Raw genomic sequence first — 22,604 nt, 5'->3', positions numbered from 1 at the left:
ATCCTGAGCCTTCATCCCATACACCTTACTATTACTAGGTGAGCCCGTTTAAGAGAAATCAAGAAACAAAATAAAGCGGAACAAACGATATCCAGTTTGTTCCGCTTTATTTATAGGCCTTTACATTCATCACGATTGTATTGGATATTTTTTATAGCTGCCGAGAATTTTCACTTTGCAGCCGAGTGCTTCAAGTTCTTCGATGGCTCCCTGTACAAGGATGCTGTCAGCAGACTGTTCCACGTCTAAGATAAAAAAGTAGTTGCCTAGTCCGGTTTTCAGCGGTCTTGACTCGATTTTACTCAGACTCAGCTGGCGCCATGCAAATGCTGATAATACCTGGTGCAGGGCTCCGGGACGGTCGTCGGATGGCAGTGTAATCATAAGCGTTGCCTTGGCATCACTCCCATCAAGCGTCAAATTCTCTGTCACAGGATCTCTCGAGAGGACAACAAACCGTGTATGGTTAAAGTGAAAGTCATGAATGTTTTCTTCCACGATTTTTAATCCGTATGTATGGGCAGCAAGACTGTTCCCGATTGCTGCAATATTTTCCTCAGAATGTTCACCGACATATTTAGCCGCTGCTGCCGTTGATGTAACAGGCTCAAGCTCTCTGCCGCGAAAACGGTAGTAGAGATATTTATGACATTGGGCAAGCGCATGTGAGTGAGACAGAATTTTTTCAACATCCTGCCATCTCGACAGGTTGTCGGGATGAACCATTAAATGCTGTTCAATTGGAGAGACAAGCTCTGCTGTAATATGAAGATCGGCATCATGGAATAAATAATCCACCGTAATCGGTACTGAGCCTTCGAGGGCATTTTCAAGCGGCACTGCTGCTCGATCAACCTTTCCTTCAGATAACGCCTCCAGGCAGTCCGGAATTGTGGCAAAAGGAATTAAATCTTCATTTACGAAAGCACTCTTTACAGCATGATGGGTAAAAGATGCTTCAGGACCTAAGTAAGCTATTTTCACGACTACACCTTCTCTATTTCAAAATCAGGCACCCGAACCGAGAACCTCCACTTTTTCAACAAACTCAAGTTTCTTCAGTCGTGTCAGCATTTCGTCCAGGCTGACATTCATATCTGTTACATTTAATGACAGGGTGACATTTGCCCTTCCCTGCAGTGGAATCGTCTGGTGAATCGTCAGAATGTTGCACTGACATGACGCAACCAGACCAAGGAGCTGGGATAAGGTGCCTGAACGATCCTCTAAATGAAAGAAAAGAGTAATGATTCTTTCCTTAACGATGGTATGAAAAGGAAATACAGTATCCCGGTATTTATAGAATGCACTTCTGCTTAAGTCTACCTCGCGGACTGCCTCCCATACTGAGCCTGCCTTTCCTCTCTCAAGAAGCTGTTTGGCTTCTAGCGTTTTTTGCATCGCTTCCGGAAGGACATCCTCCCGGACCAGATAAAATTTTTCATCAATCGTTTTCTTTGGCACCTTCTTCACTCCCGCCTTTATTCTACAAAATCAAATTCGAATTCAATAATTTTTACCGTATCGCCGTTCTCAGCACCGCGTTCGCGCAGGGCATCATCCACACCCATTGCACGCAGCTGACGCGCAAAACGGCGGATGGACTCTTCACGGCTGAAATCAGTCATCTTAAACAGACGTTCAATCGAATCACCTGTAATCACGAAGCTTCCGTCCGGATCACGTGTGATGACAAAATCATCCTGTTTCCCTTCGTGCTTATAAAGAACGCGGTTGATCGTTTCATCCTTTTCCGCTTCCTGAAGAGGGAATTCCGGCGTGCTTTCAATCAGATCAGCAACCGTGTAAAGAAGCTCTTTCAAGCCTTGACGTGAAATGGCTGAAATCGGGAAGATCTGAACTTCTTCGCCAACCTTTTCACGGAAAGCTTTCAGGTTTTCTTCTGCATCCGGCATATCCATTTTGTTCGCCACAACGACCTGTGGACGTTCCGTTAATCGGAGGTTATATTCTTTCAGCTCGTTATTAATCGTCAGATAATCTTCATACGGATCGCGCCCTTCAAGAGCTGACATGTCAACTACATGGACAATGACACGGGTTCTCTCAATGTGACGGAGGAATTGATGACCAAGTCCGACACCTGAGTGTGCCCCTTCGATCAGTCCTGGCAGATCGGCCATAACAAATGTACGGTTATCTTCCGTTTCAACCATTCCGAGGTTTGGTGCGATCGTTGTAAAGTGATATTCTGCAATTTTCGGCTTTGCAGCTGATACGACTGAGAGCAATGTGGATTTCCCTACACTCGGGAATCCGACAAGGCCAACATCAGCGAGCAGCTTCAGCTCCATCACAACATTGCGTTCCTGACCTGGCTCCCCTTTTTCAGAAAGCTCAGGTGCCGGGTTGGAAGGTGATGCAAATCGTGAGTTACCACGGCCACCACGGCCACCCTTTGCAATAATGGCGGTTTGTCCGTGCTCTGTCAGATCGGCAATCACCTCACCTGTCGCTTCATCTTTCACAACAGTGCCAGGTGGTACTTTTACGACCATATCATCAGCGCCGCGGCCGTGCTGATTTTTAGACATGCCGTTTTCACCTTTTGGCGCTTTGAAATGACGCTGGTATCTGAAGTCCATCAGTGTTCTCAAGCCTTCTTCTACGATGAACACAACATTGGCTCCTCTTCCGCCATCACCGCCTGCAGGTCCTCCCATCGGCACATATTTCTCACGGCGGAAAGCGACCATTCCATCGCCACCGTCTCCGCCTTTTACATATATCTTGACCTGATCTACAAACATGTATGAATCCTCCTATTTCTTGCTTTCAATTTCTGGGTTCTCATCACTAAACTTTACCTGTACTGTAAAGGATGTGCGTGAATCGCTAATCCATTCAACCTCTGCCCGGTCCGGTTTCGGCACAAGGGATGATGGAGGCTGCTGCAGTTCTCCCCCGTCAAATTCGACTGTAATTGAGAAACAGCCATCCTCTTCTTTTTTGAAAAATAAAGTAAAGTTCATGATCAACCGAGTCAGGTGCTGCCTGTTCAAGCGAGGCTGCACATGATTCAGCCCAGGAAAGCAGAACCGAATCAAAATGTTCCGGAATATTCATCTGATCCATAAATTCATACCCTATTTTAAGAGGACCTGTCCTATACCAGTTATACGTTAAAAGCCATTCAGCAAATCCCGGGACACCAAATGATGTCAGGTGTGCTTCCTGTCTGGCTTCAATGATAATATCATCAATAATTTTTCTAGCGCGGTCTACATTTGACAGCTCCAGGTTTCCCTTTATGATCTGCAGTTTATTAAGCCAGTCATGGCGGCTGTGCTGCAGAAGCTCAAGCTTTTGCTTTGAACGTTTCATCGGTCCCCTCCTTTGCCTGTCATGTTAACTTGTAGTCTAGTATATCAAAAGAATGACGGTACTTCTAAACAAAAAAAGAAACTCTGACCGAAAATGGCCAGAGTTTCTGGATGCTTACGCTTCCTGTGCAGCTGGATATACGCTGACTTTTTTCTTGTCGCGGCCCATACGCTCAAAGCGAACAACGCCGTCTGTCTTAGCGAAAAGAGTGTCGTCTCCTCCGCGGCCAACGTTTACTCCAGGATAAATCTTAGTTCCGCGCTGACGGAAAAGGATAGAACCACCTGTTACGAACTGACCGTCCGCACGCTTAGCGCCTAGACGCTTAGAGATTGAATCACGACCGTTCTTTGTAGAACCTACTCCCTTTTTCGATGCGAAAAATTGAAGATCTAATCTTAGCATGTACTCCACCTCCCACTATTTGAAGGTTATTTTAATGTATTGCCCGTATTCCTGTTGAATCGTCTCAAGTGAGACAATCATGCTTTCCATAATCAGCTGAACTTTACCGGCTTCAGCCTGATCCATATGCTGCGGAAATTCTACCCGGAGATAGCCGCCGTCTTCTCCCTGTTCAATGGCTGGTTCCACTGACGTAAGGCTGAATACAGCATTTACCGCACCAAATGAAACTGCTGAGGCACCGGCACATACCAGATCCTTGCCATGTTCGGCAAAGTCGGCATGTCCATCCATTTGAAAAGCGCTAATCATACCGTCAGAATTTCGTTCCACGATCACTCGTATCATAGAAACCCTTAAGCGTTGATCTTGCCGATTACAACTTTAGTGTAAGGCTGGCGGTGACCAAGCTTGCGGTGTTGATTTTTCTTCGGCTTGTATTTGAATACAGTGATCTTCTTAGCGCGACCCTGTTTTTCAACTTTAGCTGTAACTGTAGCGCCTGATACTAATGGGCTTCCTACCTTTACGCTGTCTCCACCTACGAAAAGAACTTTGTCAAACGTGATTTCTTCGCCTGCTTCAGCGTTAAGCTTCTCGATGTAGATCTCTTGACCTTCAACGACTCTGATCTGCTTACCGCCAGTTTCGATAATTGCGTACATTCCAATGCACCTCCTCAATTCACTCAGACTCGCCATTTGCCAGGTGGCTTAAAAAGCGCTTAAGACCTGTAATGAGCGGTTGTAGCACGGGTGCTACAAACAGTAACATATGAATACTATCACAATTGGAATCACGGTGTCAATGCGCTTTTCCGGATATTTCACATTTCATGACACAAATGGCCACCCGTTATTTACTGCATGATTTCATAATAGGGATGACTGTGTGACATTTCTTTAAAAGTAACGTCGATATTTAACTGGTCGCGAATCCAGGTGATAAAGGAAGGATCCTTTTGCATGCCTTCATGTAAGTCAGCAGTCAGATATATGACCGCCTTGTCCAGCGTGCGGCGTTTTTCGAGCAGCTCCTTCTCCATTTCAAGCAGAACAGTTTCCACAGAACGGACTTTCCCGCTCCCTCCGCAGGCTTTACACGGAACGAGATAAACGGATTCATAGGATGGCCGTGTTTTCTTCCGGGTCAGCTGATACAGGTTCAGCTCAGTATATCCGGCGAAATGAACATGTTTATCGTCTTTTTCAGCTTCCTTCTTCAACAGCTGTTCAATCTCCTGTTTATCGCGTTCACTCTTAAGGTTAATAAAATCGATAATCATGATGCCGTGGAGATCACGCAGCCTGATTTGTCTCATCACCTCAGCTGCAGCCTTCCGGTTGATGGACATAATTGCGCGCTGCTGCTCTTTTTGTCCTGCGTTTTTACCGGAGTTCACATCAATAACGGTGAGCGCTTCGAGTGAATCAATAACAATCGAACTGCCCCCATCAAGCCAGACGTGCCTTTTCGTCATAAGCTCATGAACATCATCATTTATAAAGCTTGAGAACAGATCCGCATCACTCAGATAAAGTTCAATCTCTTTGTCAGTGAGTTTTTTCAGCCTGACCGCGACTTCACTGTCATCTGAAACGATTTCATCAGGATTTTCTTTTTTTATGAGTTCTATTAATTCTTTTAGATAAAGCGTCTCTTCTTCAATGATAAATTCACCTTTTCCGGAAGAAAAAGATTGTTCCCATCCCCTCACAGTTGAGCGTAACGACGTTAACTCTTCCAGCAGCTCCTGAACCGGTGCGACCTGAGCCTCAGTCCGCACAAGAAGCCCTTCAGTACCGATTAAAGACGTTTTTGCCCAGTTCGTCAGGTTTTGCCGCACAGTCCGATCGGTGATCTTTTTAGATAGATGCACCGTTTCGCCGTAAGGAAAGTACACGAGCCATTTCCCCTGACATTCAAGGTTAGCTGTCAGTACAGGACCCTTTGTCCCTTCCTCATCTTTCTTTACCTGAACGAGTATACGCTGACCCTGATGAATCTTTCCTCCTGGCACATCTTTCAGGGACAAATAGCCGTTTACTCCGCGGTCAAATGAGACAAAGGCGGCATTGAGCGACGCTTTCACACTTGTCACATATCCGCTGTAGACGTTTCCGATCTTCGTTTGACGAAAGGCAGGATACAGCGCTATTTTTTCGGGTTTATGATCATACAGCAGCGCCCACTTTTTTTCAGTCGTGCGCGTGCTGATTAACAGTCGTTTTAACATTTCATCACCTGTATTAAGAAGGCGGCAGCCGGAAATAGATCATGGCGATCTCGGTGTCATTCAATTTTCTGATGTTCCCATTCCAGGTCAGAATAAATGTTTGCCGCTTCCCCTTTTTTAATTTCTTTACCAAGTCTTTTACCGTCAGCTCCTGCTTAACGATTTCCGGGATCATTTTACCACGCCCCTGATCAGACTTCCATCTTTCAAGGAAAAACTGCTGTTCAATCACCGGCAGATTTTTCAGATGATCCAGACAGCAAAATAAGGTATATCCTAGAAGAAGTACCCACTGCAGCTGAAACGACTGCTGCAGAATCATCAAAAATAAAAGGGCAATGCCGAACAAACTGATCCGGCACACCCACAGGTTTGCTTTTTTAAACGGAAGAAAGGATGCCGCAAATAAATAGACAAGCCTGCCACCATCAAGCGGCCATATCGGCAGCAGGTTAAATACTAAAAGCTGAAGATTCATTTTTATACTTTCTTGAAAGCCTGACCAGTCCTGAAAAAAGGTGGAAAGAATCGCAATGATCAACACATTTACAAAAGGACCCGACAGCGTCACGACTGCCTCCTCCAGAATCTCCCTATCCAAAATACCGCGGGCCTGCATCTGACCCCCAAAAGGTAAAAGCGCCACTTTTTCAATCTTCCACCCTAAAAGCCATGCTGCGAGAACATGTCCGATTTCATGTAGGCAAATATAAAAGAAGAGCAGGAAAAAGGAAGAAAACTGTCCGCTCAGAAATGATAGAAGAGCAAAAATCCACAGTGAAGGATGAATCGAAATCTTCGGAATCCTTTTACTCATCCGCAGTCGTCTGCACTTTAACATCGTAAAACAATGATTCACTCCCACTCACCTTGAAGTGAAAGCCGGATTCGCCTGCAGATGTTCCAATAACCTGTCCGGTTTTCACATAATCAAACGGTTTCAGACTATTCGTTATAACCGGTGTATAAACCGTCTGTTTTGAATCAGCATGCTGGATAACAACCGCTCCTTCACCCTCAATCAATCCAGTAAAGAGCACCATCCCAGCCCGCAATGCGATTACCTGTTCATTCGTCTCTGCCGGAATAAACACCATAGCTCCTTCTTCAAGCACTGTATCCTGTGAAAGTGTGACAGGGATGGCAAACCTGCCTGAATCGATCACCGTTTGTTCATTTACGAGTCCGGTCAGTGTTCCCCATCTCTGATAGCCTTCCGCGAAATTGAAGGTTGAATGCATCACGCTTCTCATCTCGGAAACAGGGGATTTAAGTAAAGGTATCATATGATCCACAGAGAACAGAAGCACAATCAAACCAGATAGAACAATCTTTACCAGCAGTTTTTGAACTAATGAGTACCGTAAACCGTGATTCTTTTTCGGGACGGACCTCTGTCTGCGTTTCCGATCCATTTCCATCTTTAAGGGTGTTGTCCGATTCATCACATCACTCTTTTCATCCGCCATTTGGTTTACAAGAGTATATGAAAAAACCGGCAACTCATGCCGGTTTTGGTGTTTCATCGTATATTACTTCTTGCCGATCAGACTGAAGATCTTCTGGAAGAAAGATGGTTTTTCTTCTGCAATAGCCATCAGTGGTACGGATTCACCGAGAATACGTCTGGCAATATTCCGATAAGCAATTGAAGCTTTACTGTCAGGATTTAAAGTGACAGGTTCACCTTTATTTGCAGCCGTAATAACCTGATCGTCATCTACTACGATGCCGAGAAGATCAATAGACAGGTGTGTTGTTACCTCATCTATATCAAGCATCTCTCCCGATTCCATCAGATGATTACGAATACGGTTAATAATAAGAACTGGAGGCTCCACTTCTTCCTGTTCAAGCAGGCCGACAATACGGTCAGCATCTCTTACTGCGGAGCGCTCAGGTGTTGTTACGACGATCGCACGGTTTGCACCCGCAATCGCGTTTTTATAGCCCTGCTCTATCCCTGCAGGGCAATCAATCAGGATATAATCATAATCCTGTTTCAACTGTTCTACCAGTTCTTTCATTTGTTCAGGAGAAACAGCTGATTTATCACTCGTTTGTGCTGCAGGAAGCAGGTACAGCAGATCATCAAACCGCTTATCTTTTACAAGCGCCTGATGAACCTTACATCGGCCTTCCACCACATCCACAAGATCATAAATAATACGGTTTTCAAGCCCAAGTACGACATCGAGATTACGAAGGCCGATATCGGTATCAATCAAACAGACTTTTTTTCCCTGCATTGCGATTGCAGTACCCAGGTTAGCGGTGGTCGTTGTTTTACCGACTCCCCCTTTTCCTGACGTTATGACGATTGCATCACCCACGTTATCTTCCTCCTTCAAAATTGGTCATTCCCGGACGGACATGACGCAATACTTGTAACCGATCTACAACGATCTGATCATTTTCATCTATAAAAGCACATTCCATTTCATGGGGTTCTTCATCCTGATCCGGGGAACGATTAAGTCTCGTTGAAATTCTCAGCTGCGCAGGAGTCATTTGAGACGCGACGATAACAGCGTCATTGTTCCCATAACATCCCGCATGTGCAATACCCTTTAAAGAACCAAGAATAAAAATATTCCCGCCGGCCATGATCATTCCACCCGGATTAACGTCACCAATCAACAGAAAGTCACCTTCAACTTCAATTACCTGGCCCGAACGCACAATACCCGTCAAAGATGACATTTCACGTTCTCTAATCAGCTGATTGGACTCCTCAACCGTGATGACATTACTGTAGATTTCTTCAACAATCAGACTTTTTTGCCGATGGACAATTTCTTTCAGCTCTTCTTTCTGATCCTCTGTCAGGAAACGGTTCCCTACTTCGATTTTCGCTTTCACTGCGTGTTCTTCAATAGAGTTGTACTGAACAGAAAGTTTTTCAACCATCTCTTCTTTCAGCACATCATAACTACATTGATCATCAAGCTTTAATATAAATCCGTCCTTTGTCCCTTTAATCATTACGTGCTGGCGCTTTTGACTCATTATTCTTCACCCCAAACCTTAAGCGGTTAATCATCAAATTGACTCTTGCGCAGTGCTGTCATCCACATTTTGAGCGGATAGGCAGCTATAAGAATAAATAAAGCATTAAAAAGCAATGTGGAATAAAGTCTCTGGTTTAAAAATGTTTGAAAATCGATTCCCGCGACACCAATCAGAAGGTTAAACTGATAGACGAGGAATTCAAGTGCTGCCATTAAAAATAACCCGATTAGTCCAGTCACGACAGCATTTTGATTAATATATCTTAATATAAATCTAGCAGCGTAGATCAATGCAGGAAAAAGAAACATATAAACACCAATAACGCCAGTAAAAAAGACGTCATACATAAATCCAAATACAAATCCGTATATGTATCCTGCATTACGCTGATAATAAATACTTAAAAAAATCAAAAATATAAATAGAAAACGGGGCACAAGAAAACGCGTGTCACCGAACATTTCCACTGGAGAAAATGTGGCAAAAATACTTTCACTGTAAAAAATGACGATGGCTAGAAAAGGAAGAAGAAATCGTCTCATTCCTCTTCCTCCTCAGTTGCTTCCTGCTCAATCTCATTCTCACCTGCAGCCATACGCTCGACGACCATTACGTGTTCGATATCATACAGACTGGCTGCCGGTTTTACATATGCCGTTTGAGTCAACCCATATTGATCAGGTGTCACCTCTGTCACTTCGCCAATGAGCAGCCCTCTCGGAAAAACGCCCCCAAGACCGGATGTGATGACGTTAGAGCCCACTTCAACCTCCTGATCAAAAGGAATTTTTCTAACCAATAGTTCTTCACGCTCCAGGTCAAATCCTTCTACAAGTCCGTAAACGTTATTATCACCAGACTGAATAAGTGCGGATACCCGGTTGTTTTCATTACGTGAACTAAGTAATTCAACGGTTGATGTAAATTGACTGGCATTTTTGATTCTGCCTATCATGCCACTTGATGTTCTTACAGCCATATCTGTTTCAATCCCGTCAACCTGGCCCTTATCTATGATGATGGATTCCTGCCATTGGTCGGGGTTTCTTGCGATCACGGTTGCATTCACACTTTCCATTTCACGGATGTTGCTGTCAATATTGTTCATGGCCCTCAGCTCTTCATTATCTCTTGATAAGTCTGCCACCTGCGTTTCAAGCAGGGCCAATTCTTCAAGACGGGCCTTCAATTTTTTATTTTCCGTGTACGTATTGAGCAGATCCTGAACGTTTTCAACCATTCCTTCTGCAAAACCGGTAGGCTTTGAGGCAATATTTTGTCCAAATCCGACAATATCCTTCACAAACTGTTCCGGCCACGAAATATTTTCTCTTTCCCGTGTGGAAAAACCAATCAGTGCAACCAGCAGAATAATACTGACTAACAGCACGATCAGCCTTTTATTCATAAAAAACGATGGCATGTCCTGTACACCTCAATTAACTGTATTCCCTACTTCTGTTTCTTGAAATAGTCGATATTATCCAGGGCTTTTCCAGTTCCGATTGCAACACAATCAAGCGGTTCATCTGCGATATGGACCGGCATTGACGTTTCTTCCGTAATCAGCTGATCAAGTCCTTTTAATAATGCACCGCCACCTGTTAAAACGATGCCCCGGTCCATAATATCAGCTGAAAGCTCAGGTGGTGTATGCTCTAATGTACTTTTTACCGATTCAATAATGACGGAAATGGTATCAGATAGTGCTTTTCTGATTTCTTCTTCAGTGATCTCAATCGTTTTTGGCAGACCTGTTAAAAGATCACGACCCCGAATTTCCATCGAACTCTGGTTTTCAGAAGCAACCGCAGAACCGATTTCCATTTTGATTGACTCAGCTGTTCTTTCACCAATCATCAGGTTGTACTGCTTTCTGATGTACGAAATAATAGCATCGTCAAGCTCATCACCCGCCACACGGATTGATTCGCTCGTCACAATACCGCCGAGGGAAATGACGGCAACCTCAGTTGTTCCACCGCCAATATCAACGACCATACTTCCCGTCGGTTCCCATACAGGCAGCCCCGCTCCGATTGCTGCTGCAAAAGGCTCTTCAATCGGAAATGCATCCTTCGCGCCAGCAGATCGAGCAGCATCTACAACCGCTCTTCTTTCAACAGATGTAATGCCTGATGGTACACAAACCATCACATAAGGCTTTCGAGCAAAAGCACCGGTATTTTTCAGCGCCTGGTTCATATAATATTTCATCATCGTTGAAGTCGTTTCAAAATCAGCAATAACACCATCCTTCATTGGGCGCAAAGCCACGATGTTGCCAGGTGTTCTTCCGATCATATTTCTCGCTTCATTTCCTACCGCTACAATATCACGTGTATCCTGACGCAACGCTACAACGGAAGGTTCTCTAACGACGATGCCCTTCCCTTTTATGTAAACGAGTGTATTTGCCGTTCCTAAGTCAATACCAATATCTTTTGATCCAAACATGGAATATCTCCCTTTCTAATCCACAAATTGCCGTGAAGGCAAAAACCATAGCTTTAATTATAGCTTACCGGAACCCAAATTAACAACGTTACATATATCCTTTTTCCTTTAAACTGACATACTTCTTTTCTCCGATAATCAAATGGTCCAACACTTCAATACCAATCATCTTTCCGCATTCAACGAGTCGCCTGGTAACATCAATATCTTCTTTTGACGGTGACGGATCACCACTCGGATGATTATGGGCACAAATAATAGAGGCAGCTGACCGTTTAAAAGCCTCTTTAAATACTTCACGCGGATGGACGATCGAGGCGTTCAGACTTCCGATAAAAATCGTCTGCTGGTGAATGACCTGATTTTTTGTATTGAGATAAAGGGCGACAAAATGCTCCTGTGTCAGAAATCTCATTTCATTCATCAGCATGGAGGCTCCATCTTCTGGTGAACGAATCGTGAATCGGTCTTCAAAAGTGATGTTGGCAATCCGTCTGCCGATTTCGACAGCAGCAAGAATCTGAATCGCTTTTGCATCACCGATTCCTTTTAATGTGGTGATTTCTTCAAAGGATGCTTCTTTAAGTGATCGGAGACCATTAAATTCGTGGAGAAGTTTGTTGGCAAGGGTGAGGACGGACTCCTGCTTTGAACCCGTTCTGAGAAGGATGGCGATGAGCTCCTGATTGGAGAGACTCTGTGGCCCCTGCATTTTTAACCGTTCGCGGGGCCTGTCTTCGTCTTTAAAATCACGGATCATCAGCGTGGACTGCGGAATTAATACCATTTGATTTCCTCCTGACGGCACATGGCTGCGCAATCAGTCAAGAAAAGGCTTAAGCTCTCTTTTTAAACGGGAAATCGGTAATCCGACAACAGCGTAATAATCCCCATCAATTTTCTTTACAAAAAGAGACCCGCCTGTCTGAATACCATAAGCTCCGGCTTTGTCATATGGATCTGAAGTAAGGATGTAGTCTTCGATCTCCTGATCCGATAAAGGCCAGAACGTCACGTCAACCGCTTCAGTAAAGGTTTTTACATTGCTTCCTTTATGGATTGAGACGCCTGTATAAACGGTGTGGGTATTTCCTGAAAGAGACCGCAGCATTTCCCTTGCCTGATTCTGATCAGCCGGTTTGCCTAATATTTTTTGATCATATACGACTGTGTCACAGCCAATGACAATATGTTCGGGATAATTTGCTGCAACAGCTCGGGCTTTTTCCTCTGCCAGTGTTTCTACCGTCTGTTTAGGTGATGCTTCAAGAACGGAAGACTCATCAAACGATGACGGAATTACCGTAAAAGGAAGGTTCAGATGCTGCATTAATTCTTTTCTTCTCGGGGACTGTGAAGCTAAAATAATCATTGATTTCACCTCTGCGTGGAGTTAAAAAAGGAGACTGCTATAGTATAGCATATCTCCAGCATTTCATCCTTCTTTCATATCCCAGATCGTTTTGACTGCTTCCATCAATGACTGATGGCGTGAAGAGGTTTCTGTTTTCTCTAAAAGAGCAAGTTTGCTCCAAAGCATTTGAAGTGCAGGATGGGCGGGTTCGTAGTCAGCAAGGGCAAGCTGGAAGGGTTGCGGTGCTGCAAGCTGCCTGCTGACCTCATGAAAGGCGGATTCCATCCACTGCCGGTCTTCAGCTGTCAGAGTTAGCGCAACTGGCTGGTTCTGGACCTCTTTTATATAAAATTCGCCCTCCACTTTTTCTGCATATGCCTGAGCCTGTTGTTCAATAGCACCTGCAAATAACCAAAGTGCATATTTATCCTCATGGATGGTTTGAATAACAGGGCCTTTCTCTGCCAGTTTCCGGTGAATCTCCTCAGCTGTACCCGCCTCGTTAAATACTCCGCCTTGCACGACCCATATCTTCATTACAGGGATTTCCGCTTTTTCAGTAACCTGATTTGTGACAGATTCTGCTTCTTCAGGTTCTGACAGCATGATGACCGGCTCAGCCTGTTCAGGATATTCAGTCAGGCTAAAAACAAGCATTGCAAATAAAGTCGATGAGATTGCTGCAGCAATGATCGGGATCACCATGAATTTCTTCTTTTTTGATGAGGGTTTTCGATTTACCGGAAAACGGATTACTTTTTTTTCTGTTCGATTCGGGAGAGGTCCCTGTTTCATATGAGCAGCTCCTTTTATTCCATGTATTCAAGAGCCTACCATGCAAAAAATAAAAAAGAACAAGACTCGTGTCGTCCTGTTCTTAAAACTATATGACAGTATTCGATTACATGATGAAATTTGAAAAGTACCAGCGAATGAGGTCCTCTCCAAAAAAATAAGCAATAAGTGAGCCTGCTGCAATCGAAGGGCCGAATGGAACAGGCTCTTTTCTGGATTTCTTTTTGATCACAATCATAAACAACCCTGCGACTGTTCCAATTAGCGTAGCGAAAAAGAACGAAAGCAGCGTCAGCTTCACACCAAGTACAAGACCGATAACACCATACAGCTTAATGTCACCGCCGCCCATGCCTCCTTTTGATAAAATCGCAATGAAAAACAACAGGCCAAAACCTGCCGCCGCCCCTGCAAGTGCATCCCACCATGGATTAAGGGTAACGATTAATCTCAAAGGTATGAGGATTCCAGCAAAAAACAGCAGGATTTTGTCAGGGATGAGCATATAGGCCATATCAGAAACAGAAATGATGACTAACAAAGAAATAAAAACCAACGCTACTGCCAGTTCGGGTGAAAATCCAAGTGTATAAAAGGCATAACCAAAGCTTATGCCCGTGATCAGCTCCATCACCGGATAAATCGCGGAAATATGTGTTCCGCAGGATCGGCAAACCCCTTTTTGAATCAAGTACGAAAAAAAAGGAATGAGCTCAAACCATCTCAGTTTATGTCTGCAAACCGGACAGCTGGAACCGGGCGAAACGATCGATTGTTTCTTCGGAATCCGAAGTCCGGCTACATTAAAAAACGAACCGAAAATTAACCCAAGGACCGTAAAATAACCTGTAAATAGTATTGTCATTCACTTGCCCCCTTTACCGGTCAGGTTCATTTCCGTAATAATAAGTGGAGACTTCCATTTCCAATGAAATGATCGGTTCATCCAAATCATTTACAAGCATATCTTCCAAGGTTGACTGGGTGAAATAAAGTTCGTTAAAGCGAATGAACCTTTCGAGTCTCTCCATCTCCTCTATGAATAACAGGAGGCTCGTGTAATCACCTGCTGAAACAACAGATTCAAACGTCAACTGCTCATATCCATTCATTTGATTAAAAAGCTCATCTTCTTCCTGTGAATCCGTCACATCGTCATCCGGCACTACCCCATCAATAAGGTCTGAAGAATCCTCCTCACTATTCAGCCCGGCAAGCTCAGGATCCTCCAACACAAAATCAACTGTCTCAAGCCTCGTGTTACTTATTAATTCTGCCTGCTGCATCCCCAGCAATAGCTGCTCTTCTGAAGGCGTAACGGGGAACCTGTTATTAATGGATACAGGCGGTCTATTTTGATTCTGGTCAGCCGGCTGAATTTCAAGCCCTTTCAACGCCACCTGATCCTCCATGTCTTCCACTTGTTCAGACAGTCTATCTGCTTCTTCATTAAGCGGACGGACAAAAAACAGCCAAAAAACGATTAATTGAAGAAAGAGAAGAAAAATTAAAATGATGACGATGGTTTCTTTTTTACTCAGCTCCATCTGTTTTCTCCTCCTCAAGAACAGTAAGATGCAGTGTTACTAAATATCTTGGAATTTCTTTAAAACCTTCCGGCTCATTACCCGGGAAATAAGATTCCAATTTCTCCACCGCTACGTTTGAAAACTTTTCAGACCCTTTTATTCCGCTTATGTATGAGGTAGCATGATTAAGCGTTTCAAACTGATGTTGAACAACTAAAAGATCTTCATTCCATTCGAATTGCACAAGATATCCTTTCTCCGGCAAATAACGTACTAACTCTTTTAAATATACAGACACCTCATTATCCTGTGTCTCTGCCTCGATTAATGCAGTTGAATAAGTGGAATCCTCAGTTAACGTATCAGGTTCAGCTGAATTTAACAGCGCCAGCTCTGTGGTCAGTCTAGTCTGTTCGGAATTAAGCATAAGAATATCGGATTTATAAGAAAAATAATTGACAAGCAATAAGGTCATGACGAGCAACCAAACAGCAGCAGCAATGATTAAAATCAGTTTTTTGGCTGTTATGGCAGGTTCTTTTCTTGGTAAAAGGTTAATTTCATGAATCATTCAGCGGGTTGCTCCTTTCAAAAAAAGTCCAAGCAACGCGGCATGCTTCGCTTCCATTCCCTGAAAGTGAGGCAGCAGTCGCTGATGATTGATCATTTGCACAGGAATCTCATAACGTTCATTCACTTTTTCCATAATCCATTCAAGAAAGGGATTATCTCCTGAAATAATCAGCTCATCAACTGATTTTTCACCTTTATGTAATGAGAAACGATAGAAATTCATCAGTCTTTCCAATTCGGTAATGCGGTCCTCAAGCTGCTGCTCATATAAAAATGAATCGCCGGGCAACCTGATATGAACTTGTTTACCGTCCTGCTCAATTTCCCAGTTCCCAAGCATCGTTTCAATCGGTTGATATCTCATAAAGTCAATAATTCCATTTGAAAAGATCGTAATATTCAATCCGTTGACTGACCAGTCACTGATTAAATATGTCCTGCTGGTGTCGAGTGCATTCATAGAGAAAAGCAGGCGGTGCAGAGCGAGTGCTTTCACTTCTGCCGCTTCCGGAATTAACTTCACATCTTCAAATACATTGGTAAACGTTTGTACATCCTCTTCCGGAGAAGCAAATAATATACCCGGCACTTCATCCGGCTCACTTCTGCTCTGTGAATCCAGGCGGATGACATCAATCAGAGGATTTTCAAAGGGAAAATGGATTGACTGTCCGGTCTCCATCATGAAATGTTCACTGATTGCCGTTCCCTTCAACCCTGCTGGAACGGAAACGGGTTTCATCAGGACAGAGGAATCGGGAACAAAAAAACGCACTTTATGTTTTTTTATGCCCCATTCCTCTACAATTTTTTTAAAAAAATCATAAAAACCCGATTCATCCGTTATTTGACCTTCTTCGATCAGACCGGAGGGAATCACTTTTTCGATGATTTCTATGGATCCGGATGTTTGTTTATCCGTCATCGCGAGTCTGATGACGTAATCCTGGATCAATATGCTGACTGTTTTTTTCTTTTGAAAAATCATGTGATTCGCTCCTGTCTGACGAGTTAGGTGTGTTTCTGAGAACCGTGCCGGGGACATCCTCCGCTTTCCGCGGCCGCGCGGTGAGCCAGCTTGCGCTTCGCGCTGCGCTGTCTCACCTGTCGCTCCTCCGCCGCAGGAGTCTGCGGATGTCCCCGGCACTTTAAAGCATTGACCTCAAAGAATTAAATTCTATAATACTCATACTACTATTAAGTGTTTTAAAATCAGTCTAAGATTGCAGCTATTTCATCTTCATCATAATCTTGTAAAACATTATTTGAATCTTCATAATCATTGATTGTATATAATCCGTTTGCGTCAAATGTAACCGATGTAAATGTAACTCCATCAATATAAGCTGTAAGTGCTGCCGATGTACATTCAGCAGGAGAAACCGTAGCAGCACAATCCAACCCGCCTGCACTTTCAGCCAGTTTTGCTGCCTGAATAACGTTTAGTGCTTCTGCTGCGTCTGCTCGTTCTTGTGAATCGTCAATGATTCCTGTAATAATTGGTACGGCAATGGCTGCGATGATGGCTAGAATGACGAGTACTGCAAGCAGCTCGACCAGTGTAAGTCCTTTTTGGTTTTTAATTGTTTTAAACATTTTTCTCATAATTTCCCCTCCAACATTTTTAAAAGATTCATAGAGTAAATCCCGTTGACCTTGAAAAGCAGGTTCACCTCCTTAAAATGAGATTCAGATCAGATCTGATTGTATAAGCTGAATAGCGGTATCATGATGGCGAGCACGATGGTTCCGACCACTGCTGCCAGGATCACGATCATGATTGGCTCAATGAGCGTTTTAAGCGTGTCAACACTTCTGTCTACTTCTGCTTCGTAAAAAGAAGCGATGTTTTCAAGCATAAAATCAAGTGACCCTGTTTTTTCACCGATTGCAGTCATCTGATGAACGAGAGGTGGAAACAGCCAGCTTTTTTCAAAGGGCTCTGAAAGCCTTCCGCCGGATTCAAGATTCGTACGGGCTTCTGCTAACACCTTTTCCATTGGCGGATTGTTGACGACCCTTTGCACAATGGAAATTGCCTGTAAGATGGGGACAGAGCTTGAAAACAGTGATGATAATGTTCTTGCCATTCTTGCTATAAGTGCTTTTTGTAAAAGCGGTCCAAACAGCGGAATACGGATGATAAAAGCTGAGACATAATATCTTACAGATGGATTGGACTGATACAAATAGACAGAACCTCCGACAACCACGACCAGAATGATGACCAAGAGCCACCAGAACGATTGAATAAACTCACTGATCGATAATATAAAAGCTGTTATAGCAGGCAGTTCACTCCCTGCCTGTTCAAACATGACGGTGAATCTCGGAACAATTGTGGTCATGAGGAAAATGACAACCCCGACCGTCAGAATAGATAACAGAACCGGATAGGCGAGGGCTGACTGAACTTTTTTCTTTAACGTGTATTGTTTTTCAAAATAGGACGCCAGCCGTTCAAGCGTTTCATCCATGCGCCCTGTTGCCTCTCCAGCCCGGATAAGGTTGATAAAAATCGGAGGGAACACTTTTGGATATTTGGCAACAGCCATTGAAAAAGGAGTGCCGGACTGTATTTCATCCTTTACGAGCCACAACGTTTTTTTTAGCACTTTTCCTGAGACCTGATTGGCCAGGATTCCGGTTGATTCAACAATCGAAATCCCTGCCTTGATCAGCGTTGCAAACTGCCGGCAGAAAAGAACAAAATCCTTCTGACTGACCGGCGGAATCAGATAGATCTCCTTGTGCAAAATACTGTTGGAAGGCTTTATTTCCCTGGCGTTGATCCCCTGTTCTCTCAGCTTAATTTTTGCGTCCTGTTCACTGATTGAATCAATCGTTCCTTTTTTCAGCACACCTTTTGAGGTACGTCCGGTATATTTATATACCGTCATGTGTAATCACCTGCGGTCAGGAAAGCCTGCACTTCTTTATAATCAACCTGTCCGGATTGAACAAGCTGCTGGATGGCCATTGTCATCGACTGCATGCCATGAGACCGTCCAGTCTGAATGACATTTGCGATCTGGTGGGTTTTTTCACTCCGTATCAGGTTTGCAACGGAAGGAAGGTTGATCAACACTTCAATCCCTGCTATCCTGCCGTCTCCACGTGCACTTGGAAAAAGCCTTTGTGAAATGACCGCCTGAAGAACAGAGGCAAGCTGAGTGCGGATCTGACCCTGCTGGTGAGGTTCAAACACATCAATAATCCGGTCTATCGTCTGAGCTGCTCCGCTCGTATGCAGAGTGGCGAGAACGAGGTGCCCGGTTTCAGCAGCTGTAATCGCCGTGGAAATTGTCTCAAGGTCTCTCATTTCCCCTACGAGAATGATGTCAGGGTCCTGACGCAGCGCAGACCGCAGTCCGTTGGCAAATGTGTGTGTGTCAAGCCCCACTTCACGCTGATTAACCATTGATTGCTGGTGGTTATGTAAATACTCAATCGGATCTTCAAGCGTAATAATATGCTTTGACTGATGCTTATTGATGAAATCAATCATCGCGGCGAGCGTCGTGGATTTTCCGGATCCGGTCGGGCCGGTTACGAGAATGAGCCCCTGCGGTTTTGTACATAACTCTCTGATCACAGGCGGCAGTTTCAATTCGGTAAAATCCGGAATCATATTGGTAATGATGCGGATCGCAATAGCAATAGAGTTTCGCTGCTTATATACATTCACTCTGAACCTTGATACGTTCTGGATACTGTAGCTGAAATCAATTTCACCTTTTTGGAGAAATTCTTCATATCTGTGCTCCGGGATCATCTGTTTTGCTATAATCTGAAGATCTCCGGGTATAAATGTAGCTTCCCCGAGCGGCTTTAAACCTCCGTTTGACCGGCAGATCGGAGGCGATGCCACAGTTAAATGCAGGTCTGAAGCTTTAAGATTATATGCCTTGATCAGTAGATCATCGATTTCATAGTGACTCATGTTAACCCACCCTACGATAATGTTGTGACACGGAGAACTTCCTTCAATGTCGTTAATCCGTCGGCTGCTTTCTGCAGACCGTCTTTAACAAGAAAGGGCGTATTTTTACGTTCTGCATGTGCTTTAATAGCGGTCGAACCCGCTTTTTTAGTGATCAGATCCTTCAGTTGATCATCCACTTCAAGCACCTCATGAATCGCCATCCGCCCTTTATAGCCTGTTCCGTTACAGGACGAACACCCTTTTCCTCTGAATAGCTCAATGTAGTGCACGCCTTCTTTTGCAAAAAGGGCTTTTTCTCTTTCATCCGGCACATAACCTTCTTTGCAGTCACGGCAGATTTTACGCACAAGCCTTTGAGCCACAATTCCACTTAGTGAGGAGGACAGCAGAAACGGCTGAATGCCCATATCAATTAATCGGGTAACGGTTTCAATCGAACTGTTCGTGTGCAGTGTACTTAACACAAGATGTCCTGTAAGTGAGGCTCTGATCGCAATCTCAGCTGTTTCCTGGTCACGGATTTCTCCTAACATGACGATATCAGGATCTTGGCGGAGTATACTCCTCAAACCGGAAGCAAACGTAAATCCGATCTCTTCATTCACCTGAATTTGATTAATACCCTTCAATTGATACTCAACCGGATCTTCCACGGTCAGAATATTAACCGATTCTTCGTTTAAATGATGAAGGGCGGAATAAAGTGTGGAAGACTTACCGGACCCGGTAGGACCTGTAATTAATACGATTCCATTTGGCTTTGATATCATATTCAGAAAAAGACCGTAATTTTCGTCAGTGAAATCAAGTTTGGACAGGTCGGTAAGGGCATTATTCAGGTCATGAATTCTCAGTACGATTTTTTCACCATAAATCGTCGGAAGGGAAGAAATCCGGATATCAATCGTATGGTCATTGATCACTGATTTGATTCTTCCATCCTGAGGAATACGGCTTTCTGTAATGTTCAGCCCCCCCATGATTTTCAACCTTGCAATCACAATATTCTGCATATGCTTCGGAAGGGATCGTTCGGTTTGCATCATGCCGTCCACTCTGTACCTGACAAGCACTTCATCTTCATGCGGATCAAAATGGATATCACTTGAATGCTGAGCCGCTGCTCCTGCAATGATCTGATTGACAAGCCGGACGATCGGGGAATCAAGATTTGTCAAATCGGCTTCTGATTCATTTTCATTCATAGCCAGGTCCATGAGTGCTTCATTCATTGAGTTCTGGATATCATAAAATTTCACCACATAACGGTTCAGATCGTCTTTTGCCGCAATACTCGGTTCAATCTGACAGCCCGTTGCCATTCTCAATTCTTCTATGGCGAAATAATCCATCGGGTCGGCCATTGCGACAAAAAGTTTATTTCTTTCCTTTTTTAATGGGATAATCAGGTTTTCCTTGGCCAGTTCGGACGGGATAAGCTGGATTAAATCAACATCGATTTTGTATCTGTTTAATTCAACATGTGGAATACCAAGCTGAAATTCAAGGACCTCGATCAGTTGCCGTTCCGTAATAATGCTTTCTTTAATCAGCCAGTCACCGAGCTTTTCGTTCTGTGACTTTTCATTTAGTGCTCTGTTCACTTCTTCAACTGTGACCATTCCTGACTCGGTGAGAAGATCACCAAGCCGCTTTCGATTTACCATACTCATTACTACTCAACCTTTCCTATTTAGGAGGATCCTGTTGTTTAACTGTGACCTTTTCTTCATCAGGTTCCGCCGGGGAAGCTGCTGTACCCTCACCTGCTTCCGGACCTGACTGCGTTTCTCCTGTTGACGGGCTTGCATTGACTGTGCCCTGTGCAGGTGCAGCGTTAACAGGTGTTTCGGACGTCTGAATAGCCTGTTCAGGTGAAACCTCAGTAATAGCAGGTACAGGTGGATAAAAACTTGTAGTTATGACTTCAGGATCAATCCCTGATATCAGACTGTAACGCATCGTTTCAGATTGGAACCCCTCTTTCCCTGAACTGATTTCCACTTTTTGTCCGGGCTTCAAAAGAGGGTTGTAGCGCTGAATGACTCGTGGCTCAATAAATTGTTTGTGTGTTGTTTCAACCTGATATTTTTGAGTGCCTCCGACCATACTGATCTGAATCTCAAGCTGATCACCTGCTGCGTCAGCTTTTACGATCATTGGGAAGGAAAAAGGATGATAAACCTTCAGGTCCCGATTCATCTGAGATGAGACCCAGGCTTCCATACCGGCCTTAATAAAATCAGGCGGCTCTGACATAGTATGACGCTCCAGAATTGCAGCATCCGTCATTAGAAAAGCCTGATACAGTGAGGACGCTGCAACCTGCAGCGACTGATCATCAGCTGATGAAAAGGTTTCATTAAAAGAAAAAGTTGTTTTACCGCTTATTTCAAATGACTGAATGATGTCAGCTACTTTCCTTGCATCAGGCGTATTGAAAGAAAAAAACGAAATAACCCCGAGCTGATTAGCATCGTCTGCTGATACCGCCGTTATATTTTCATAAGACAGACGGGAAGCGTGTTCCTTTAATATCCCGGCAGTCACATCTACATCAATCACCTGATCGTATTCCTGAAGAGCTTGCAGGTCACCCAGTTCAACAGTTAGCGGAAAAGTCACATCATCGTTTCTGTCCCAGAACGCATACCAGGGAGTCTCTGAACTGTTTTTCATAGTCTGAAAGCTTTCACTTAAATTAAATTCAAATGATGAACGCGGTACGGCAAATGATCCATTTTCATATGTAACAGTAATATCTCCGCTGTTTTTCCAATCTGCTATCTGATTGGTTAAATTATCCTTCATTTCGTCATAGGATCCTTTTGTTAATGAAAAGGAGGAGATAGTTGCCTTAGAGTAGGTTGCAGGGTAATAAAGATACATCACAAAAATAGTGACGAGTGTAACTGCAGTGGCGATTGTTATAGATATTTTTAACCCATTCAT

The 22,604-nt window shown here is 43.9% G+C and carries 27 protein-coding genes and 1 other annotated feature; all 27 genes read right to left on the bottom strand.

The genetic code is table 11. From position 1 onward, the window contains the following. Window positions 1-129: 129 nt before the first annotated feature. Window positions 130-984, bottom strand: coding sequence for a prephenate dehydratase (gene pheA / locus H7968_RS14100; protein WP_227396747.1), 855 nt, complete (start codon window positions 982-984; stop codon window positions 130-132). A 24-nt stretch (window positions 985-1,008) separates the two neighbouring features. Further along, complete coding sequence (locus H7968_RS14095) at window positions 1,009-1,464, bottom strand: ACT domain-containing protein (RefSeq protein ID WP_134376740.1); 456 nt, start codon at window positions 1,462-1,464, stop codon at window positions 1,009-1,011. A 17-nt stretch (window positions 1,465-1,481) separates the two neighbouring features. After that, complete coding sequence (gene obgE, locus H7968_RS14090; protein ID WP_227396746.1) at window positions 1,482-2,771, bottom strand: GTPase ObgE; 1,290 nt, start codon at window positions 2,769-2,771, stop codon at window positions 1,482-1,484. A gap of 157 nt (window positions 2,772-2,928) precedes the next feature. Beyond that, window positions 2,929-3,345, bottom strand: coding sequence for a Spo0B domain-containing protein (locus H7968_RS14085; protein WP_227396745.1), 417 nt, complete (start codon window positions 3,343-3,345; stop codon window positions 2,929-2,931). Between the two features lie 114 nt (window positions 3,346-3,459). Continuing rightward, entirely contained in the window at window positions 3,460-3,750 is a 291-nt protein-coding gene (rpmA, locus tag H7968_RS14080) for a 50S ribosomal protein L27 (RefSeq protein ID WP_134376743.1), read from the bottom strand. Window positions 3,751-3,765: 15 nt separating this feature from the next. Continuing rightward, window positions 3,766-4,098: a ribosomal-processing cysteine protease Prp gene (locus tag H7968_RS14075; protein WP_134376744.1), complete on the bottom strand. Its 333-nt coding sequence runs from the start codon at window positions 4,096-4,098 to the stop codon at window positions 3,766-3,768. A gap of 8 nt (window positions 4,099-4,106) precedes the next feature. Further along, window positions 4,107-4,415: a 50S ribosomal protein L21 gene (gene rplU, locus H7968_RS14070; RefSeq protein WP_134376745.1), complete on the bottom strand. Its 309-nt coding sequence runs from the start codon at window positions 4,413-4,415 to the stop codon at window positions 4,107-4,109. 15 nt (window positions 4,416-4,430) lie between these two features. Beyond that, window positions 4,431-4,506: a sequence feature (ribosomal protein L21 leader region), on the bottom strand. Between the two features lie 103 nt (window positions 4,507-4,609). Next, on the bottom strand, window positions 4,610-5,986 hold the full coding sequence (locus H7968_RS14065; protein ID WP_227396744.1) for a ribonuclease E/G: 1,377 nt from the start codon (window positions 5,984-5,986) through the stop codon (window positions 4,610-4,612). Between the two features lie 13 nt (window positions 5,987-5,999). After that, a complete protein-coding gene (locus H7968_RS14060; RefSeq protein ID WP_227396743.1) occupies window positions 6,000-6,803 on the bottom strand; it encodes a site-2 protease family protein in 804 nt (267 codons plus the stop codon). Further along, window positions 6,796-7,512, bottom strand: a complete 717-nt coding sequence (locus tag H7968_RS14055) for a M23 family metallopeptidase (RefSeq protein WP_227396742.1) — start codon at window positions 7,510-7,512, stop codon at window positions 6,796-6,798. Before H7968_RS14055 ends, H7968_RS14060 begins: the two co-directional genes overlap by 8 nt. Before the next feature lie 6 nt (window positions 7,513-7,518). Continuing rightward, complete coding sequence (minD, locus tag H7968_RS14050; RefSeq protein ID WP_227396741.1) at window positions 7,519-8,319, bottom strand: septum site-determining protein MinD; 801 nt, start codon at window positions 8,317-8,319, stop codon at window positions 7,519-7,521. 1 nt (window position 8,320) lies between these two features. After that, on the bottom strand, window positions 8,321-8,995 hold the full coding sequence (gene minC / locus H7968_RS14045; RefSeq protein WP_264476746.1) for a septum site-determining protein MinC: 675 nt from the start codon (window positions 8,993-8,995) through the stop codon (window positions 8,321-8,323). A 26-nt stretch (window positions 8,996-9,021) separates the two neighbouring features. Continuing rightward, complete coding sequence (mreD, locus tag H7968_RS14040; protein ID WP_227396740.1) at window positions 9,022-9,540, bottom strand: rod shape-determining protein MreD; 519 nt, start codon at window positions 9,538-9,540, stop codon at window positions 9,022-9,024. Next, window positions 9,537-10,421 (bottom strand): rod shape-determining protein MreC, encoded by an 885-nt coding sequence (gene mreC / locus H7968_RS14035; protein ID WP_227396739.1) that lies wholly within the window; start codon window positions 10,419-10,421, stop codon window positions 9,537-9,539. The genes mreD and mreC overlap by 4 nt, the downstream gene beginning before the upstream one ends. 29 nt (window positions 10,422-10,450) lie before the next feature. Further along, the gene (locus tag H7968_RS14030; RefSeq protein WP_227396738.1) at window positions 10,451-11,455 is read right to left on the bottom strand and encodes a rod shape-determining protein; all 1,005 of its coding nucleotides are present in this window, start codon (window positions 11,453-11,455) and stop codon (window positions 10,451-10,453) included. Between the two features lie 88 nt (window positions 11,456-11,543). After that, entirely contained in the window at window positions 11,544-12,242 is a 699-nt protein-coding gene (gene radC / locus H7968_RS14025) for a RadC family protein (RefSeq protein ID WP_406566415.1), read from the bottom strand. 33 nt (window positions 12,243-12,275) lie between these two features. Next, window positions 12,276-12,836, bottom strand: a complete 561-nt coding sequence (locus H7968_RS14020; RefSeq protein ID WP_227396737.1) for a Maf family protein — start codon at window positions 12,834-12,836, stop codon at window positions 12,276-12,278. A 54-nt stretch (window positions 12,837-12,890) separates the two neighbouring features. Next, complete coding sequence (locus tag H7968_RS14015; protein ID WP_227396736.1) at window positions 12,891-13,604, bottom strand: hypothetical protein; 714 nt, start codon at window positions 13,602-13,604, stop codon at window positions 12,891-12,893. 106 nt (window positions 13,605-13,710) lie between these two features. After that, window positions 13,711-14,469 carry a prepilin peptidase gene (locus H7968_RS14010; RefSeq protein ID WP_227396735.1) on the bottom strand — a complete coding sequence of 253 codons (759 nt, stop codon included), beginning with the start codon at window positions 14,467-14,469 and terminating at the stop codon, window positions 13,711-13,713. A gap of 13 nt (window positions 14,470-14,482) precedes the next feature. After that, window positions 14,483-15,151, bottom strand: coding sequence for a hypothetical protein (locus tag H7968_RS14005; protein ID WP_227396734.1), 669 nt, complete (start codon window positions 15,149-15,151; stop codon window positions 14,483-14,485). Continuing rightward, window positions 15,138-15,704 (bottom strand): PilN domain-containing protein, encoded by a 567-nt coding sequence (locus H7968_RS14000; protein WP_227396733.1) that lies wholly within the window; start codon window positions 15,702-15,704, stop codon window positions 15,138-15,140. The genes H7968_RS14005 and H7968_RS14000 overlap by 14 nt, the downstream gene beginning before the upstream one ends. Next, window positions 15,705-16,694 (bottom strand): type IV pilus biogenesis protein PilM, encoded by a 990-nt coding sequence (pilM, locus tag H7968_RS13995; protein ID WP_227396732.1) that lies wholly within the window; start codon window positions 16,692-16,694, stop codon window positions 15,705-15,707. Window positions 16,695-16,918: 224 nt separating this feature from the next. Then, window positions 16,919-17,311: a prepilin-type N-terminal cleavage/methylation domain-containing protein gene (locus H7968_RS13990; protein ID WP_227396731.1), complete on the bottom strand. Its 393-nt coding sequence runs from the start codon at window positions 17,309-17,311 to the stop codon at window positions 16,919-16,921. Between the two features lie 89 nt (window positions 17,312-17,400). Further along, window positions 17,401-18,606, bottom strand: a complete 1,206-nt coding sequence (locus H7968_RS13985) for a type II secretion system F family protein (RefSeq protein WP_227396730.1) — start codon at window positions 18,604-18,606, stop codon at window positions 17,401-17,403. Beyond that, window positions 18,603-19,649: a type IV pilus twitching motility protein PilT gene (locus H7968_RS13980; protein WP_227396729.1), complete on the bottom strand. Its 1,047-nt coding sequence runs from the start codon at window positions 19,647-19,649 to the stop codon at window positions 18,603-18,605. Before H7968_RS13980 ends, H7968_RS13985 begins: the two co-directional genes overlap by 4 nt. A gap of 11 nt (window positions 19,650-19,660) precedes the next feature. After that, entirely contained in the window at window positions 19,661-21,325 is a 1,665-nt protein-coding gene (locus H7968_RS13975; protein WP_227396728.1) for a GspE/PulE family protein, read from the bottom strand. Window positions 21,326-21,341: 16 nt separating this feature from the next. Beyond that, window positions 21,342-22,604, bottom strand: coding sequence for a VanW family protein (locus H7968_RS13970; RefSeq protein ID WP_227396727.1), 1,263 nt, complete (start codon window positions 22,602-22,604; stop codon window positions 21,342-21,344).

It is taken from the genome of Jeotgalibacillus aurantiacus (assembly GCF_020595125.1).
GTDB classification, from domain to species: Bacteria; Bacillota; Bacilli; order Bacillales; family Jeotgalibacillaceae; genus Jeotgalibacillus; species Jeotgalibacillus aurantiacus.
The sequence above is the reverse complement of the archived record's forward strand: the minus strand, read 5'-3'. Positions and strand labels throughout refer to the sequence as shown.